Source organism: Nesterenkonia halobia, assembly GCF_039536005.1.
GTDB classification, from domain to species: domain Bacteria; phylum Actinomycetota; class Actinomycetes; order Actinomycetales; family Micrococcaceae; genus Nesterenkonia; species Nesterenkonia halobia.
This window is the reverse complement of sequence record NZ_BAAAYG010000005.1, coordinates 324,185-341,350: the sequence shown is the minus strand read 5'-3', so window position 1 is coordinate 341,350 and position 17,166 is coordinate 324,185. Positions and strand designations below refer to the sequence as shown.

At 73.5% G+C, this 17,166-nt stretch carries 13 protein-coding genes; 6 read left to right on the top strand and 7 right to left on the bottom strand.

All coding sequences use genetic code 11. The annotated features are described in order from the left end of the window. Positions 1–10: 10 nt before the first annotated feature. Entirely contained in the window at positions 11–4,069 is a 4,059-nt protein-coding gene (locus tag ABD652_RS08125; RefSeq protein WP_344720066.1) for a DUF255 domain-containing protein, read from the bottom strand. Between the two features lie 293 nt (positions 4,070–4,362). Here ABD652_RS08125 and ABD652_RS08120 point away from each other — a divergent pair, with 293 nt between their 5' ends. Further along, on the top strand, positions 4,363–5,835 hold the full coding sequence (locus ABD652_RS08120) for a dicarboxylate/amino acid:cation symporter (protein WP_344720064.1): 1,473 nt from the start codon (positions 4,363–4,365) through the stop codon (positions 5,833–5,835). A gap of 151 nt (positions 5,836–5,986) precedes the next feature. Then, on the top strand, positions 5,987–6,937 hold the full coding sequence (locus ABD652_RS08115; protein ID WP_344720062.1) for an endonuclease domain-containing protein: 951 nt from the start codon (positions 5,987–5,989) through the stop codon (positions 6,935–6,937). Between the two features lie 103 nt (positions 6,938–7,040). On the opposite strand, the gene ABD652_RS08110 is transcribed toward ABD652_RS08115, so the two are convergent. From ABD652_RS08110 to mca, 3 genes are all read right to left on the bottom strand, one after another. Beyond that, on the bottom strand, positions 7,041–9,149 hold the full coding sequence (locus tag ABD652_RS08110; protein WP_344720060.1) for a S9 family peptidase: 2,109 nt from the start codon (positions 9,147–9,149) through the stop codon (positions 7,041–7,043). A gap of 58 nt (positions 9,150–9,207) precedes the next feature. Continuing rightward, complete coding sequence (locus tag ABD652_RS08105) at positions 9,208–9,621, bottom strand: hypothetical protein (RefSeq protein WP_153143101.1); 414 nt, start codon at positions 9,619–9,621, stop codon at positions 9,208–9,210. 86 nt (positions 9,622–9,707) lie between these two features. Next, a complete protein-coding gene (gene mca / locus ABD652_RS08100; protein ID WP_344720461.1) occupies positions 9,708–10,568 on the bottom strand; it encodes a mycothiol conjugate amidase Mca in 861 nt (286 codons plus the stop codon). A gap of 374 nt (positions 10,569–10,942) precedes the next feature. On the opposite strand from mca, the gene ABD652_RS08095 reads away from it, so the two are divergent. From ABD652_RS08095 to greA, 4 genes are all read left to right on the top strand, one after another. Then, positions 10,943–11,368 carry a DUF4307 domain-containing protein gene (locus ABD652_RS08095; RefSeq protein WP_344720057.1) on the top strand — a complete coding sequence of 142 codons (426 nt, stop codon included), beginning with the start codon at positions 10,943–10,945 and terminating at the stop codon, positions 11,366–11,368. Next, a complete protein-coding gene (locus ABD652_RS08090) occupies positions 11,365–12,255 on the top strand; it encodes an extracellular solute-binding protein (RefSeq protein WP_344720055.1) in 891 nt (296 codons plus the stop codon). Before ABD652_RS08095 ends, ABD652_RS08090 begins: the two co-directional genes overlap by 4 nt. A 2-nt stretch (positions 12,256–12,257) precedes the next feature. Continuing rightward, a complete protein-coding gene (locus ABD652_RS08085; RefSeq protein ID WP_344720053.1) occupies positions 12,258–13,085 on the top strand; it encodes an ABC transporter permease in 828 nt (275 codons plus the stop codon). Positions 13,086–13,392: 307 nt separating this feature from the next. Beyond that, complete coding sequence (greA, locus tag ABD652_RS08080; RefSeq protein WP_344720051.1) at positions 13,393–13,896, top strand: transcription elongation factor GreA; 504 nt, start codon at positions 13,393–13,395, stop codon at positions 13,894–13,896. Positions 13,897–13,938: 42 nt separating this feature from the next. Here the strand turns inward: greA and ABD652_RS08075 are convergent, their stop codons facing one another. The 3 genes from ABD652_RS08075 to ABD652_RS08065 are packed head-to-tail and all read right to left on the bottom strand — an operon-like array spanning position 13,939 to position 17,002. After that, positions 13,939–14,262: a hypothetical protein gene (locus tag ABD652_RS08075; protein WP_344720048.1), complete on the bottom strand. Its 324-nt coding sequence runs from the start codon at positions 14,260–14,262 to the stop codon at positions 13,939–13,941. After that, on the bottom strand, positions 14,262–15,542 hold the full coding sequence (gene ilvA, locus ABD652_RS08070; RefSeq protein ID WP_344720046.1) for a threonine ammonia-lyase: 1,281 nt from the start codon (positions 15,540–15,542) through the stop codon (positions 14,262–14,264). The genes ABD652_RS08075 and ilvA overlap by 1 nt, the downstream gene beginning before the upstream one ends. Continuing rightward, on the bottom strand, positions 15,539–17,002 hold the full coding sequence (locus ABD652_RS08065; protein WP_344720044.1) for an AI-2E family transporter: 1,464 nt from the start codon (positions 17,000–17,002) through the stop codon (positions 15,539–15,541). The genes ilvA and ABD652_RS08065 overlap by 4 nt, the downstream gene beginning before the upstream one ends. Positions 17,003–17,166: the final 164 nt, after the last annotated feature.

Below are 17,166 nucleotides of genomic sequence, written 5' to 3'. Positions count from 1 at the left end.
CTGAACCGGCTCAGGCGACCGGACGCTCCCCCAGCCGCGTCAACGCCGCGGCGATCGAAGTCTCCGGCGGCAGGCAGACCATGGCCTCGACGGCGTTGAGGCAGACGCTCAGCCGCAGCGGGCGCCCGGGCCCGACGGCCTCCGCGGCGGGCGGCTCGACGGCGAGACCATGCAGCACCGCCGCCCGGCGCACGGCGGCCAGGTCCTCCTCAGTCGCGGAGAGGACCCGGAACGCCGGCGACCCGACGGCGACGCGCCGCAGCACCTGCAGACTGGCGCCGACGACCATCGGCGCCCGCGGGGCGGCGGGCGGCGCGTGGTGGAGGATGTCGACGGCGCGCAGGGCGTCCGCGTCGGGCAGCCCGTCGCCGTCGGCGGTCGCCACCAGCGCTTCGGCCAGCTGCAGCGCGTCGGCGGCCGCGGCGACGCCGCCGGGCTCGGGGCCGTCGAAGGGCGTGGCCAGCGCCGGGCCCTGCAGGGCGGCGGTGAGCATCGCGCCGCCGTCGGCGCTCTCCACCAGGGCAGGCCGGTCCTCCTCGTCCTCGACGACGAAGCGCGTCCGCAGCGTGGCCAGCAGTCGACGGCCGCGGTCCAGCCAGCGCTGCGCGTCCTCGGCCTCGGATCCAGCTCCGGCTCCGGCTCCGGCTCCGACGGAGGCGAGCGTGAAGCAGGCGCTGATCACCTGGGCGTGATCGGTCAGCGTGCCCGGCGCCGCATCGGCGCGTCCGGCGTGGGAGACGCGCCGGACCACCGGGCCGGCGTCGCCCCCGTCCGCGGCGGCGTCGTCGACGTGGACGTCCCAGAGCCGCTCCCCGAGTCGTCCGGCACGCTCCAGCAGGCCGTCGTCGGCCCAGCAGACGGCGGCCTCGGCCAGCGAGCGCACCGCCATCGCGTTCCAGGCCGCGACGGCCTTCTCGTCGCGCGCCGGCTGGGCGCGGGCCGCACGACGACGCCGCAGCACCGGCAGCACCCCCTCCCACACGCGGCGGTCCTCGCCGGTCAGCGGCGCGTCGAAGTGCACAGTGCGCGGCGTGTCCTCGGCGACGTGCGCCGCCGCCCCGGCCTCGTCGGCGGGGACGCCGCGGTTCAGCGCGATCAGCCGCTCCGCATCGTCCTCGCCGAGCCCCGCCGCGCGGGCGGCGGCGCGCAGATCGCGGTCGCTCATCAGGTAGGTCCCGCCCTCCTGGTGGCGGCCGGAGGAGTCGACGGTGTCGGCGTCGAGCGAGGACGCCAGCAGTCCGGACTCCAGCAGCATCCGGCGGTGCAGCCAGTCGACGACGCCGCGCCCGACCCGCTCGGCCTCGGCGCGCGTCGCCCGGCTCGCGGCCGGATGCACGCTCAGCCGCGCATAGTGGCCCAGCAGCTGGGCGTTGTCGGCGAGCATCTTCTCGAAGTGCGGCAGCGCCCAGGCGCGATCCGTGGCGTAGCGGGCGAAGCCGCCCTCGATCTGATCGTGCAGGGCGGACCGCCCCATCGCCTCCATCACCCGGATCGCCGGCGGACCCGCCGGGGACTCGGGATCCCGGGCGGCCTCCTCCAGCAGCAGGCCCAGCAGCGGCGACGGCGGGAACTTCGGCGCCGGGGAGAATCCGCCGTGGACGGTGTCCTCCTCGGCAAGCAGCGCCTGGATCGCCCCCGCGACGGCGTCGTCGGCCTGCGCGAGGATGTCCGGGCCCGGCACGCCGTCGTGACCCGGATGCGGCGCGCCCAGCTCCTCCGTGGGTGCGGTGGCCAGCTGGGCCTGGCGGCGTCGCTGGTCGCCGAGCGCCGCGGCGATCTGCGCCGCCGAGGCCTCGACCTCGTCGCGCCGCCGCGTCCAGGCGGCCTGCACGGCGTCGAGGACCTCGGCGAAGGAGGGGATCTGTCCGCGGCGCCGGGGCGGGAAGTAGGTTCCGGCGTGGAAGACACGTCCGGCGGGATCGGTGAAGACGCTCATCGGCCAGCCGCCCTGCCCGGTGAGCGCCTGGGTGGCGGCCATGTAGGCGTCGTCGACGTCGGGGTGCTCCTCGCGGTCGACTTTGATCGCGACGAAGCCGGCGTTCAGCGTCGCCGCGGTCTGCTCGTCGGAGAAGGACTCGGCGGCCATCACATGGCACCAGTGGCAGGCGGAGTAGCCGATCGAGACGAAGACCGGCACGTCGCGGCGTCGGGCCTCGGCGAAGGCCTCCTCGCCCCATGGATGCCAGTCGACAGGATTCTCGGCGTGCTGGCGCAGATAGCGTGACGAGCTCTCGGCGAGGCGATGTCCCATGCCTCCAGTCTCGTCCACCGACGCGCCGCCGTCGACGGGTCCCCGGATCCGATCCGCCGCGCATCCGGCCGGGGCGACGTCTGCTCGCCGGTCCGCCGGGCCGGAACGCTCCGCCGCCCGGCCCAGCCCGAGGTCCTCCCGGATGAACCGGGCGCCCTGCTCGCCGATCATGATCGTCGGCGCATTGGTGTTGCCGGTGGTGATCGTCGGCATGATCGAGGCGTCGACCACGCGGAGGCCGTCCAGCCCGCGCACCCGCAGCCGAGGGTCGACCACGGCGCCGTCGTCGACGCCCATCCGGCAGGTCCCGACCTGGTGGTGATAGGTCACCGCGCACCGACGGATGTAGTCGATCAGCTCGTCCTCCTCGGTGACCTCGGGGCCGGGGTGGACCTCGGTCGCGCCCCACCCCTCGGCGAGCGCGGGCTGGGCGAGGATGTCCCGGCACTGCCGCAGCGAGAAGAGCAGCGCCTCGACGTCAGCCGGGTCGGAGAGTGCGGCCAGGTCGATGCGCGCCGGGTCCTCCAGCCCGGGGCCGGACAGCGTGATCTCCCCGCGGCTGCGCGGCGCGACGAGCCCGGAGTGCAGTGTGAAGGCCGTGCCCTCGGTCTCCTCCATGCCCGGCGAGTACATCGGCACCGCGAAGAAGATCGGCTGGGTGTCGGGGACGGTGAGGTCGGGCCGGCTGCGGGCGAACAGGTGGGTCTGGGTCACCGAGACTCCGGGCTTCGGCGGGTCGACCTCCCGGGAGGTCGAGACCCCGATCACCGGCGCGAGCAGGTGGTCGTGCAGGTTCTTGCCCACGCCCGGCATGTCGCGCACGACGTCGACGCCGGCCTCGCGCAGCTCCCCGGCCGGGCCGAGGCCGGAGCGGAGCAGGATCTGCGGCGAGTCCAGCGCCCCGGCGCAGAGGATCACCTGGTCGGCGCGCAGCTCGCGCTCCTCGCCGTTCGTCCCCAGGCGCACGCCGACGGCGGCCCCGTCCTCGACGATCACCGAATGGACATGGGCCTCGGTGAGGATGCGCAGCCGATCGCGCACCGGCTGCAGATACGCCTTCCAGGTGTTGACCCGCTCGCCGTCGCGGATGGTGACCTGCTGCTGGGACACTCCGTCGAGCGTCTCGCCGTTGTAGTCGGAGTTGTACGGGACGCCGGACTCCACGGCCGCCTCGACGATCGACCGGTGGATCGGCTCGAGCGGATAACCTCCGTCGACGATCAGCGGACCGCCGGCGCCCCGCAGCTCGTCGGCGCCGGAGGAGGAGTCCTCGAGCGCCCGATAGATCGGCAGCACCTGCTCCCAGCACCAGTCCGGCCCGCAGTCGACCGCCCAGCCGTCGAAGTCGCTCGGCGCGCCGCGGACCCAGATCGTGGCGTTCAGCGCATGGGAGCCGCCGAGGACCTTCCCGCGCGGAAGATGCATCGGCTGACCGGCGGTGCCCTCCATGCCGACGGTGCAGTAATCCCAGTCCTCGGGACCGTGCCAGAGCTCTCCCATCCGGGAGAGGTCGTGGATCGCCGGATTATGGTCCTCCCCGCCGGCCTCCAGCAGGGTCACCGCGACGCCGGCGTCGACGAGCCGGCGGGCGACCACGCAGCCGGCCGACCCGGCTCCGACGACGAGAGCCGTGGCTCCCGGGCCCGACGCGGTCTCCGGTGCGGTGCTCGGCCGCGCCCCGGGAGCCGGGCCGTCGACGCCGTCGGCGGGGGAGCTGGCGGGGGAGCTGGCGGGGGAGCTGGCGGGGGAGCTGGCGGGGGAGCTGGCGGGGGAGCTGGCGGGGGTGCTGGCGGGGGTGCTGGCGGATGACGATGTCATGGCAGGGGTCTCCTCCTCAGTCGGTCCGCCCCGGGGCGGACGGATCAGGTCGCATTCCACTCTCGGCGCACTCCCGACCCCGGCGATTGTGATTCACTGCACACTGCCGTGCAGAGGATGCACGATCTTCTTTCCGTGGCGTGCATCACCGACCCGTAACCTGCGTTCATCCGCGGAATAGCGCCGATCCCGGCCCCGTTGGCGTCTCCGTGCCGCGGCGGGAGATCGACGGCGCCGCATCGCGCCGAGCCCGCCGCACCGCCTGTGACCACGACGTCGAACGGAGCCGATCAATGTCCGCCACCGCGGAGACCGCCGAGAAGACCCGCACCCGCCGATTGCCGCGATGGATGACCTCCTTCGGCAACCAGATCCTCGCCGCCCTGGTCGTGGGCCTGGGCGTCGGGTTCATCGCCCGGTCGATGGGCGGCGACCAGGATGACCCGAACTGGCTGACCACCACTGTCAGCGAGGTCGGCGGCGTCTACGTCTCGCTGCTGACCGCCGCCGTGGTGCCGCTGGTGTTCACCGCCGTGGTCACCTCCATCGCCCAGCTGCGCCAGGTCACCAATGCCGCCCGACTGGCCGGCCAGACGCTGCTCTGGTTCGCGATCACCGCGTTCATCGCCGTGCTGCTGGGCCTGGCGATCGGCACCATCGGCCGGCCCGGCCAGCACACCGGCGTCGAGGCCGACGCCGCCGCGGCGCCGTCGAGCCAGGGCTCCTGGCTGGGCTTCCTGGACTCCATCGTGCCGGCGAACTTCATGGGCCTGACCGCCGAGTCCTCCCCAGCCTCCTCCGGCGCGGTGGAGACCGACCTGACGTTCAACGTGCTGCAGATCCTGGTCATCTCCATCGCCATCGGCATCGCGGCGATGATGATCGGCCCGAAGGCCGAGCCCTTCCTGGACGTCACCTCCGCGATGCTCGCGATCATCCAGAAGGTGCTGTGGTGGATCATCCGCCTGGCCCCGATCGGCACGCTGGCGCTGATCGCCCGCGCCGTCGCCACCTACGGCTGGGATGCGCTGTCCTCGCTGGGGATCTTCGTGCTGTGCATGTACGTCGGCCTGGCGCTGGTCTTCCTGGTGGTCTACCCGATCCTGGTGCGCAGCAACGGGCTGGCCGCCAAGCAGTACTTCACCGGCGTGTGGCCGGCGGTGCAGCTCGGCTTCGTCTCGCGCTCCTCAGTGGGCACGATGCCGCTGACCCAGCGGGTCACCGAGCGCAACCTCGGCGTGCCGCGCTCCTACGCCTCCTTCGCCGTCCCGCTGGGCGCGGTCACCAAGATGGACGGCTGCGCGGCCCTGTACCCGGCGATCGCCGCCCTCTTCGTCGCCCAGTTCTTCGGCCTGGACATGAGCATCACCCAGTACGTGCTGGTCGTCTTCGTCTCGGTCATCGGCTCAGCCGCCACCGCCGGCACCACCGGGGCGACGGTGATGCTCACGCTGACGCTGTCCACGCTGGGCCTGCCGCTGGAGGGCGTGGGCCTGCTGCTGGCCGTCGAGCCGATCGTCGACATGGGCCGCACGGCGCTCAACGTCGCCGGTCAGGCGCTGGTGCCGACCATCGTGGCCAAGCGGGAGGGCATCCTCGACCACGAGCTCTACTCGTCCCGCCGCACCGGCCTGCCCTTCGACGACGAGGCCGAGGAGGACTCCGAGGAGCTCGCGACGGACTCTTCCGAGGACGCTGCGGACTCCGGGGGCTCCTGGGACGCCGCGGACGCCGTGGAGGCCGCGGAGGCTCCCGCCGCCCGCTGACCCGCTCCTCCCACCCTTCCCTGCCATCGAGCGGGGGATTCCTCGGGGTCATTCGTCCGCCCGGCGATCAACACCCCGAGGGATCCCCCGCTCGATCTGTCCTTGTGGAGAACGTTGAGCAGGACGGGGCGATCTGGGCCAGACTCTGTCCATGGTCCGACGCCGCCCTCTCCCCTCGACGTTGCTGAACAGGGCCTTCACCGCATCGACTGCTCGGGCGCTGGGGATCGACAAGGATCGCCTCAGCGCATCCGACGTCGTCTCCCTCGGCGCCGGGGTCCACGCGCCGGCCGCACTCGTCGTCTCGGCCTCGCCTGCCGACCGCGACCTGCTCGTGGCCCGCGCGCTGGCGGCCGAGGCGCCCGAGGCCTGGCTCTCGCACACCACTGCGGCGCGGATGCGCGGACTCCACCTGCCGCCGCATCTGGAGCAGGATCACCGCGTCCACCTCAGCCAGGCGCCGACGCCGGACACCCGCGTCGAGCGGTCCGGCGTCGTCGGGCACCGCAGCACAGTGCGCGGCCACGACGTCGTGACGCTCGACGGCGTGCGCGCCAGCTCGCCCGCGCGGACCTGGCTGGAGCTGGCGGCGAGCTGCTCGGTCCGGCAGCTCGTGGTGCTCGGCGATCAGCTGGTGCGCCGGCCCTACGCACGCTTCGAGGGACGGGCCGAGCCGTTCGCGACGAGGGACGACCTCTCCGAGGTGCTCGCGGGCACGCGCCGAGTGCGCGGGCGCCGTCGCGCTCTGGCGGCGCTGGACGAGGTACGGTGCGGGGCGGACTCGCCGCCGGAGACCCTGCTGCGGCTGGCCCTGGTCGACGCCGGGCTCCCGGAGCCGGCGCTGCAGGTGCCGGCGGATCCGGGCGATCCGCTGTCGCCGCCGACGGATCTCGCCTATCCCGAGTGGAGGATCGCGATCCAGTACGACGGCGAGACGCACTACACCCCGGAGCGGCACCGCACCGACCAGCACCGGGACAACGTCTTCCGCGCCGCCGGGTGGGTGGTGCTCTGCTTCCATCGGGAAGACCTGCGCGCCGGCTTCCACGGCGCCGTCGCGATGGTCCGGACGGCGCTGCGGCGGCAGGGTGCTCCCGTCTGAGGGCCCTCGACGCATCGAGCGGGGGATCATTCGGGGTGTTCGGCGATGTTCCCCGGAATCACCCCGAGAGATCCCCCGTTCGATGGAGGAGGAGCGCCCCGGCTCACCGGGCGAGCGTCAGCCGCGGCACGTCCGGCGGGTCGAAGCCCAGCACCTGCCCGTAGAAGCTCAGCGACGCCTCGAAGCTGGTGATGATGTTCTCCGCCTTCCGGAAGCCGTGCTGCTCGCCGGCGAAGAGCAGATAGGCATGCGGGATGCCCTTCGCCGCCAGCGCGTCGCGGAAGCGCTCGGCCTGGCTGGGCGGCACGATGCGGTCCTCCTCGCCCTGGAGCAGCAGCACCGGGCAGCTCAGCGAGTCCACGTGGCTCAGCGGCGCCCGCTCGCGGTAGACCGCGATCTCCTCCGGGTACGCCCCGATCATCTGGTCCAGGTAGCGCGACTCGAAGTCGTGGGTGTCCTCGGCCAGCCCGACGGCGTCGGCCACGCCGAAGCTCGACACTCCGGCGGAGAAGACCTCGGTCCGCGTCAGGCAGGCCAGCGTGGTCCACCCGCCGGCGCTGCCGCCCTCGATCGCCAGCCGGTCCCCGTCGGCGATCCCCTCGGCCACCAGATGCCGCATCACCGTGACGGTGTCCTCGACGTCGACCACGCCCCACTGCCCCTTCAGCCGGTCGCGGTAGGCCCGGCCGAATCCGGTGGAGCCGCCGTAGTTGATGTCGACGACGCCGATGCCCCGGGAGGTCCAGTAGGACACCGCCGGAGAGAGGGCGACGGCGGCCTGCGCCGTCGGGCCGCCGTGGACCTGGGCGATGTACGGCGGCAGCTCCCCCGCGGGCCCGACGATGCCCTGGTGCCGCGGCCGGTAGAGCACGGCGTGGACCTCCTGGCCGTCCTCGGCGGTCACGGTGATCGGCTCCGGGACGGGCAGCAGGCCCGGATCGGGGACGTCGCGGCGCGAGGAGCGCAGCGTGCGCAGTCCGGTGATCCGCCAGCCGTAGCCGTCGTTGACCAGCCTCCCGGCCTGCACGCCGAGGAACTGCTCCGGCGAGGCTCCGGTGAAGGCCACCAGCCCGTCGTCGCGGACGACGGCGCCGGCGACGGCGGTGTGCGGCACCTGCAGCTCGGCCACCGCCCCGGTGGAGAGATCGAGGACGCCGAGCTGGTCGACGGCGGTGCCGTGCCGGATCAGCGCGGTGTCCGGGTCGAGCAGCGTCAGCCATTGCTCGCCGAGCTGCCAGAGCGGGCCGGCGTGCTCGCGCTCCTCGCGCAGCAGCTGGGTCACCCCGGTCGCCGCCGACCAGCCCCAGGGGTTCCACCAGCCGGAGCGGTCGGAGAGGTGGACCAGCCGGTCGGCGTCGCGCCACTCCGGCTGCAGCACCGAGGTGTGCTCGTCGCCGTCGATGACCTCCTCCTCGCCCACGACGCCGTCGACCATCCGTCCGACGTGCAGCTGCGTGCCGTCCCAGGGCATCTGCGGATGCTCCCAGGAGATCCAGGCCAGTCGTTCGCCGTCGGGGGCGAGGCGCGGATGGGCGACGAAGCGCGACGCCGGCGTCACCCGCCGCACGCGGGAGCGGTCCTCGGCCGCGGAGCCGTCCAGCGGCACGGCGGCGACGCAGCGTTCGATGTGCGGAGCGCCGTCGGGGCCGCAGCGGTCGGCGGTGTGGTCCTCGCAGATCCACCAGACCTCCGTGCCGACGCCCGCGGGGGTCAGCCGGCCGGGGACGACGACGGGCTGCGCCCAGCGCAGCGACGGGCCTCCGGCCGAGGCGACGTCGGGTCCGACGGGGCTGAGCGGCACCGGATCCTCGCCCTCGCGGAAGCGGTGGATGCGCTGGTCGGCGCAGTTCACGAAGAGCACCAGCGGCGCCTCGGAGCCGTCGTCGAGCAGCTCGGCCGGCACGGCCGTCCAGGCCGACCCGCCGTACTCGTGCACGCGGGAGCGGGCGTCGAAGGGTGCCGGCAGCACGGTGACGACGTCGACGTCGGACGCCTCGTCCTCGGCCGCGACCGGGTCGGCAGTGCGCACCAGGGCCTGGCGGCCGCCTTCGTCGGCACGTCCTTCGACCCACCAGAGATGGTCGCCGACGAGGCTCGGCGCCGAGAGCCGATGCCCGCCGACGGCGAGCTGCTCGGCGGTGATCGCCGAGGGCCAGGCGCCGTGGGGCAGCACGCGCGCCGAGGATGTTGCAGAGGTCACATGCGAGGCCATGCCGTCAGTCTAGGGGCTGGCTCCGGACGCTCGCCGAGCATGAGCCGAGCGTCCGCTCTCAGTCCTCCGCGTCGCGGCTCTCCGTCGGCTGGTCGTCGGCTCCGCGCGGGGCGCCGGAGGCGTCGCGTCCGGTCTCCTGCGGATCGCCGAAGCGGTCGGCCGCCGCGGCCTCGCGGGCGCGGCGCTGGCCGGCGCCGATGCGACTGGGCACGATCTCGGCCGGATTCACCTCGCCGGGGAACTCGACCTCGGTCCCCTCCTGCTCGGCCTCGACCGTCGAGCGGTACTTCATCCGGCGCATGCGCTTGGCCAGGTCCCGGACGACGAGGATCAGCAGGACTGCGACCAGCGCGGTGAAGAAGAAGCCCTCCGGGCCGGGACTGATGTCCGTCTCCTCCAGCCCGGGGCGCAGGTCGGGCGACTCGCCGCCTCCGCCGAGGGCGAGGGCGGTCGCTGCGGGTAGATGAAGCACGGGTCTCTCGCCTCTGGGTCAGCCGTCGGTCAGCGGCCGGCGCGCGCCGGCCCGGGACACCAGTCTACGCCTCCCGCGCGGAGCATTCAGCGCAGCCCTGCGAAGAGGTCGTCCTCCGGCGCCGACGACTCCACGCGGGAGTCGACCAGGATGTAGTCGTCATAGGGCCAGATCCGCCGCAGCAGGTCGTTCGGCGTGGCGAAGAAGAAGCTGCCCGGGGCGACCTGGGTCCGATGGGCCAGCAGCGCCCGGTCGCGGTGCTCGATGAACGGACCGATCGGCACCTGGGTGGTGACCTCGTGCTTGGTCAGCCACGGCATGGCCTCGGGGTCCTCGAAGCGCGCCAGCCGGTCGCCGAAGGGCGACTCCATGCCCGCCTCCTCCAGCGCCTCGTGGATCGCCCGGAAGCGCACCGGGTTGAAGGCCTTGTCGTAGTAGAGCTTCTGCGGCGCCCAGGGCTCGCCGACGCCGCGGTAGCGGTCCGGGTCTCCGGCCGCCTCGAAGGCCTCCTTGGCGATCCGGTGGGACATGATGTGGTCCGGGTGCGGGTAGCCGCCGGACTCGTCGTAACCGACGATCACATGCGGCCGGAAGCGGCGCACCAGACGCACCAGCGGCAGGGCGGCCTGCTCGAGCGGCAGGTCGGCGAAGCACCCGGCGGGCAGCGGCGGCGTGGGGTCGCCCTCGGGCAGCCCGGAGTCCTCGAAGCCGAGCCAGACGTGCTCGATGCCGAGCTCCGCGGCGGCCCGGGCCATCTCCTGCCGACGCAGCCCGGGCAGGTCGCGGTGGAGCTGCGGGACCTCGGCGACCTCCTCGTTGAGCAGGTCGCCGCGCTCGCCCCCGGTGGCGGTCGCGACCATGACGCGGGCGCCGGCGGCGGCGTAGGCGGCCATCGTCGCCGCGCCCTTGGAGGACTCGTCGTCGGGGTGGGCGTGGACGGCGAGCATCCGCAGGCCCTCCGACGGCGGCACGGTGGCCGCACCGGCCTCCTCGGCGTCGGCGTGCAGTCCGGCGTCGGGATCGAGGCGCGTCACCGGAGTCGTGGTGGGCACGTGGTCTGCCGGCTGGTCTGGCGTCGGGGTCACTGCTCTCTCCGTGGTCTCGAAGTCGTGTCGAATCGGTCGACGGCGTCGCGGCGGGTCTCGGCGGAGCGACCCGTCGCGCGGTGCAACAGCACAGCGCGCGGAGTTCATCCCGCGGCGCCGCGTGACGCGGACGACGCCGGCTCAGCCCGACGGCTCCGTCCGACGTCGCCGCAGGACGTCGCCGCACGGCGTCGCGGCCGGGCGGACACCTGCGCCGACCCTCTAGACTATGCCTGATGAGCCGAGCCGCCGATTCCGCCGTCCTCGCCGAGCGCTACGGCCCCGTGCGCCGTGTCCCGTCCCGCCGTCTGCGGACCGTGCTGATCAGCCTGGCGCTGGTCGCCGCGCTGGGCCTGGGCATCTGGGTCGCCGTGGAGGGGCCGAGCAGCCTGCCGGAGTCCAAGGACGTCGGCTACGACATCGTCTCCGACTCCGAGGCCTCGGTCGACTTCGAGGTCACCAAGGAGTTCGACTCCACCGCGCGCTGCCTGGTGCAGGTCCTCGACGACTCCTACGCAGTGGTCGGCGCCACGACTGTCACCCTCGGCCCGCACACCGGCGACGACGTCTCCGAGCGGACGCAGAGCTTCACCGCCGACCTGCGCACCGAGCGCCGCGGGGTGACCGGCGTCGTCGAGTCCTGCTGGACGGTCGAGGCGTGAGGAGCCACGCTCCGCCGCGACCGGCCGCGCCGCTGATGCTCGCCGTGGTGCTGAGCGTCGCCGGCGCCCTGACGCTCTCCGGCTGCGCGGCCGGGGCCGGAGACGACGCCGACGACGCCGACGGGCCGGTGGTGCTGGCCGCCGCCTCCGCCGAGCCCGCGCTGGAGCGGCTGGCCGCCGACCCGGACGTCGCCGACGTCGTCTCGGCCATGGCTCCGGAGTACGCCGGCACTTCGACGCTCGTCTCGCAGATCGAGTCCGGCCGCTCCTTCGACGTCGTGCTCAGCGCCTCGCGCCGTCACATGACCAGGCTGCAGGACGGCGGACACGTCGGGGACGGCCCGCTGCCCGTGGCGACCAACCGCCTCGTGCTCGCCGTGCCGGCCGAGAACCCCGGTCAGATCGAGAGCTTCGCGGACTTCGCCGACCGCTCCGCGGAGCTGACCACGGCGATCTGCGCCCCGCAGGTGCCCTGCGGCATGCTCGCCGAGACGCTGTCCGACCAGCTGGCGCTGGATCTGCATGCCGACACCGAGGAGACGTCGGTGGCCTCGGTGCTGTCGAAGGTCAGCCTCGGCGAGGTCGACGCCGGGCTCGTCTACCGCACCGACGCCGCGGCCGCCGGCGAGGACGTCCGGGCCCTGGAGGTCCCGGAGCACGACGGGGGCACCAATCAGATGTGGGCCGGTCTCTCCGCCGCGCCGACGCATCCGCAGGCCGCCGAGCAGCTCCTCGGCGAGCTGGCCTCGGAGGACGGCCGCGCGGCCTTCGAGGAGGCCGGCTTCCTGCCGCCGCCGGCGGCCGAGTCCGACGACGGCGCCGGGGCGGCGGGCGACGCCGGGCCGGAGGGCGGGTCCGGGTCCGCCGCCGACGGCGCGGATTCCTGAGCATGGCCGCACGGTCACCCCGCCTCCGCTCCCGCCCGGCGATCCCGGTGCTGCCGCCGGCGCTGGGCGTGCTCGCGCTGCTCGGCGCCGCGCTGCTGGTCGGACCGGTCGTCGCGCTGGTGCTGCAGGCCGATCTGCTCGCCGTCCCCGACCTGCTCGGCGGCGACCGGGCGCGCGACGCGCTGGTGCTCAGCCTCTGGACCGCCGGCGTCTCGACGCTGATCTGCCTGCTGCTCGGCGTCCCGCTGGGCCTGCTGCTCGGGCGCGGCAGGAGCCCGCTGCTGCGCTGGCTGCGTCCGCTGGTGCTGCTGCCGCTGGTGCTGCCGCCGGTGGTCGCCGGCGTCGCCCTGCTGGCGGCCTTCGGCCGCGCCGGCATCCTGGGCGGCACGCTCGAGCTGCTGGGCCTGCAGATCACCTTCACCTCTGCGGCGGTGGTGCTGGCGCAGAGCTTCGTCGCGCTGCCGTTCATGGTGCTCTCGGTCGAGTCCGCCGTCCAGGGCGTCGCCCGCGAGTACGAGGAGGCCGCCGCCACCATGGGCGCCGGGCCGCTGGCGACGCTGTGGTGGGTGGTGCTGCCGCTGATCCGCCCGGCGCTGACCGCCGGAGTGGTGCTGGTCTTCGCCCGCTGCCTGGGCGAGTTCGGCGCCACGCTGGCCTTCGCCGGATCGGCCCCGGGCATCACCCGCACCGCGCCGGTGCAGATCTACCTGCTCCAGCAGTCCGATCCGCGGGCGGCCGCGGCGCTGGCGACGGTGATGATCGCCGCGGCCCTGGTCGTCGTCGCCCTGGTCCACGGTCCCGCCCGCGGCTGGTTCCGCCCGCGCGGCTGAGCCGACGTCAGGCCCGACACGAGCGTCGCAGATGCCCGGAGGCATTGAGTCTCGGGCCGGATCCGCACTATCCTGGGGTGTACGCAACACCAACCCCGCCGGGGACGGCCCGGGCCGATGCCCGGGACCGCTGATCCTCAGGCGGGGTCTTTGCATGCACGACGAGGAACCTGACGGCATCGTTCCGACGGGGCTCCCGAGCCGCCGCGGAGCGGTGCCGCTCGCTGTGGCACGGCCCCGCGCGGCGAGGCCCGGGCCCCGGCCGAGGAGAACGGCACGGGTTCCTCCCCGAACCGAGGAGAAGACTGTGTCGACGAACACCCACGAGACCGACCCCAACGCCCAGTGGCTCACCCAGGAGGCCTTCGACCGGCTCCAGGCGGAGCTGAACCACCTCCGCGGCCCCGGCCGGCAGGAGATCGTCGACAAGATCGAGGCCGCCCGCGAAGAGGGTGACCTGAAGGAGAACGGCGGCTACCACGCCGCCAAGGACGAGCAGGGCAAGGCCGAGGCCCGCATCCAGTACCTGACCCAGCTGCTGGAGAAAGCCTACGTCGGCGAGGCTCCGGCCGGCGACGGCACGGTGGTGCCCGGGATGAAGGTGACCGCCTCCGTGGCGGGCAACGAGATGACCTTCCTCTTCGGCAACCGCGAGATCGCCGGAGACTCGGGCATGGACGTCTACTCCCCTGACTCCCCCATCGGGCAGGCGATCAACGGATCCAAGGTCGGCGACACGCTCAGCTACGCCGCCCCGAACGGCAAGGAGATCCCGGTGGAGATCAAGGCGTCGGAGCCGTTCACCGGCTGATCGATCGTCGGAGCTCGTCGGCAGGGACCGCGGCCGTCCGGCTCAGGCCCATCCGTCGAGGTCGCTGGCGTTGTCCTGGCGTCGCTTCCCGCGGCGGACGCTGCGCCGGGCGGCCCGCGAGCCCGGCCGGCGGCCGCCCCGCGTGCCGGCGTCGTCGCCCTCGGCGGGGGCTCTGCGCCGGGCCTCGCGGTTCTGCATCCAGCGGCCCATCAGCCAGGCGGCCCCGGCCAGCGCCGCGAGGCTCAACGCCCACATCACGCCGGTGAGCACCATCAGCAGCATGTCGCCGGCGGCCGAGGCCTCCGACGGCGCCTGCTCCGCCGTCGTCGCCGCGCCGAGGGCGAGGCCGTCCGCGACCGCGCCCATCAGTTCAGCACCATCGGCTCATAGCCCTCGGCGCGCAGGCTGTTGAGCACCAGGGAGGAGTGCTCGGCACCCTTGGTCTCCATGTTAATCACCAGCGCGACGTCGCCCATGGACAGCTCGCCGCCGATGCGCGTGTGGTCGACGCCGATGACGTTGGCGTCGGTCTCGGAGACGATCCGCGAGATCATCGCCAGCTCGCCGGGACGGTCCTTGAGCATCAGCTTCACCGTGAGGAAGCGGTCGGCCGCCGAGAGACCCCGCTGGATGACCTTGAGCATCAGCATCGGGTCGATGTTGCCGCCGGAGAGCACCGCGACGATGTTCTCCGCCTCGATGCCCAGCGCCTCCAGCTTGCCCTCCATCAGCGCGGCCACGCCGACGGCCCCGGCCGGCTCGACGACCATCTTGGAGCGCTCCATCAGGAAGATCAGCGCCTCGGCGATGGCGTCCTCGCTGACGGTGACGACCTCGTCGACCAGCTCCTTGATGATCTCGAAGGGGATCTCGCCGGGCTGGCCGACGGCGATGCCGTCGGCGATGGTGCGCACGCCCTTCAGCGGCACCAGCGCGTCGGCGGCCAGCGACGGCGGGTAGGCCGCGGCGTTCTCCGCCTGCACGCCGATGATCCGCAGGCGCCGGCCGCGCCGGGCGGCCTCCTGCTTCAGCGCCACGGCGTTGCCGGCCAGCAGGCCGCCGCCGCCGATGCCCATGATGACCGTGTCGACCTCGGGCTCCTCGTCGAGGATCTCCAGGCCGATGGTGCCCTGGCCGGCGACGACGTCGGTGCTGTTGAACGGGTGGATGAACACCGCCCCGGTCTCCTCGGACTGACGCTGCGCCTCGGCCAGCGCCTCGTCGACGTTGGAGCCGTGCAGCACGACGTCGGCGCCGTGGTCGCGGGTGGCGGCGAGCTTGGGCAGGGCCACGCCGCGCGGCATGTAGATCGTCGCCGAGATGCCCAGCTTCTTCGCGGCCAGGGCCACGCCCTGGGCGTGGTTGCCCGCGGAGGCGGCGACGACGCCGCGGGCCTTCTCCTCGTCGCTCAGCCGGGACATCCGCACGTAGGCCCCGCGCACTTTGAACGAGCCGGCGCGTTGCAGGTTCTCGCACTTCAGGTGCACTGTAGCGTTCATCCTCCGCCCCAGCGCCCGGGAGTGCTCCAGCGGGGTGTGGACGATGACGCCGTCGAGCAGCTCGCGGGCGGCGCGGACGTCGTCGAGCGTGACGCTCAGCCCCTCGCCCGGCGGCGTCACGGCGGGGTCGTTCTCAGTCTGGGTCATTCCTCATCCTCAGCGTGTCGTCGGTCCTCGTCGGCGCCGCCGGAACGGTCGGCGGCGCGGCGGGTCTCAGCATCGCCGGCCGCCGCGCGGCGCGGCCGACGAGCGGCGTCGGAGTCTCCGGAGGCTCCAGGGTCTCCGGCCTCCCCGCGGGCCGCGCGCCGTTCGGGGTCGAGCGCGGGCACCGTCTCCTTCAGCCGGCGCTTCAGCCCGGCCAGAGTTTCCTCGTCCGCGGGCTCCTCGGACTCCGGCGGCGCCTCCCGCCGGGCGGCCTCGAGCCGCTGCTCATGCTCCATCGCCAGGGCCACGTCGTCGTGCCGCCACTCCTCGCGCACGAGGTAGCGGGTGGAGCGGTTGATGAAGGCCAGCACCGGCACGGCGAAGAGCGCGCCGACGATGCCCAGCAGCGTGGTCCCGGCGGTCACCGCGAGCACCACCGCCAGCGGGTGCAGCCGCACCGCCTTGCCCATCACGATCGGCTGCAGCACGTTGGACTCGATCTGCTGGACCAGCAGCACGACGCCGAGCATCAGCAACGCGTTGATCGGCCCGTTGGCCACCAGGGCCAGGATGATCGCGATCGCTCCGGTGACCACCGCACCGACCACCGGGATGAAGGAACCGAGGAAGACCAGCACCGCCACCGGCAGGGCCAGCGGCACGCCCAGCAGCTGCGCGCCGATGCCGATGCCCACGGCGTCGACGGCGGCGACGAAGACCTGCACGCGCACGTAGGAGCCCAACGCCGTCCAGCCGGTGCGGCCGGCGCCGTGGACGGCCGGGCGGAACTTGCTCGGGACGAATTCCACGGCGAACCGCCACAGCCGCTCGCCGTCGGCCAGGAAGAAGATCAGCGTGAACAGCGAGAGGATGAGGCCGACGACGATGTTGCCCGCGGTCGAGCCGATGCTCACCGCGCCGCCGAGCAGTGTCGAGGAGTTGTCCTGCAGGTACTGCTGGGCCTGCTGCAGCCACTGGTCGAACTCCTCGGTGGAGACGGTGACGCCCAGCTGCTGGCCGGCGTCCTCGGCCATGCGCACCAGTTCCAGCACGCCGGTGCGGACCTGATCGGTCATCTCCGCGAAGCCCTGGACCAGCTCCTGGCCGACCAGGTACAGCAGGCCGTTGACGACGGCGAGCAGCAGCAGGATCGAGGAGATCGAGGCCAGCAGCGCCGGGAACTTCAGCCGACGGAGGAAGTCATGGACCGGGCGCAGCAGCGTGGCCAGCAGCGCGGCGACCAGCAGCGGGATGATCAGCAGCTTGACGAAGCTGAGCAGCCAGAGGAGCACGCCGGTGAAGGCGAGGACGAGCAGCACACGCCAGGACCACGCCGCCGCGATCCGCACGCCCCACGGGATGTCCTCCTGGATGCGGCGCTCGTCGGACGCGTCGACGGGCTCCGCCGACGGCGCGGGCGGCGTGGCCGGCGTGGAGAACGAGCTCTCGTCATCTCGAGTCATGCGTTCCATAGTGACACAGGCGACGCCCGGCACTCCGGACGGCACGAGCGGCCTCCTCCTTCTCCTGTGCGGCGCCGAGGCGCGATCCCGGACCGACCGGTCCGGGACCGGCCTCCGGGGCCATGCACTGCGGGCCCGCCCCCGCAGGTCGAGATGCGGCGAGC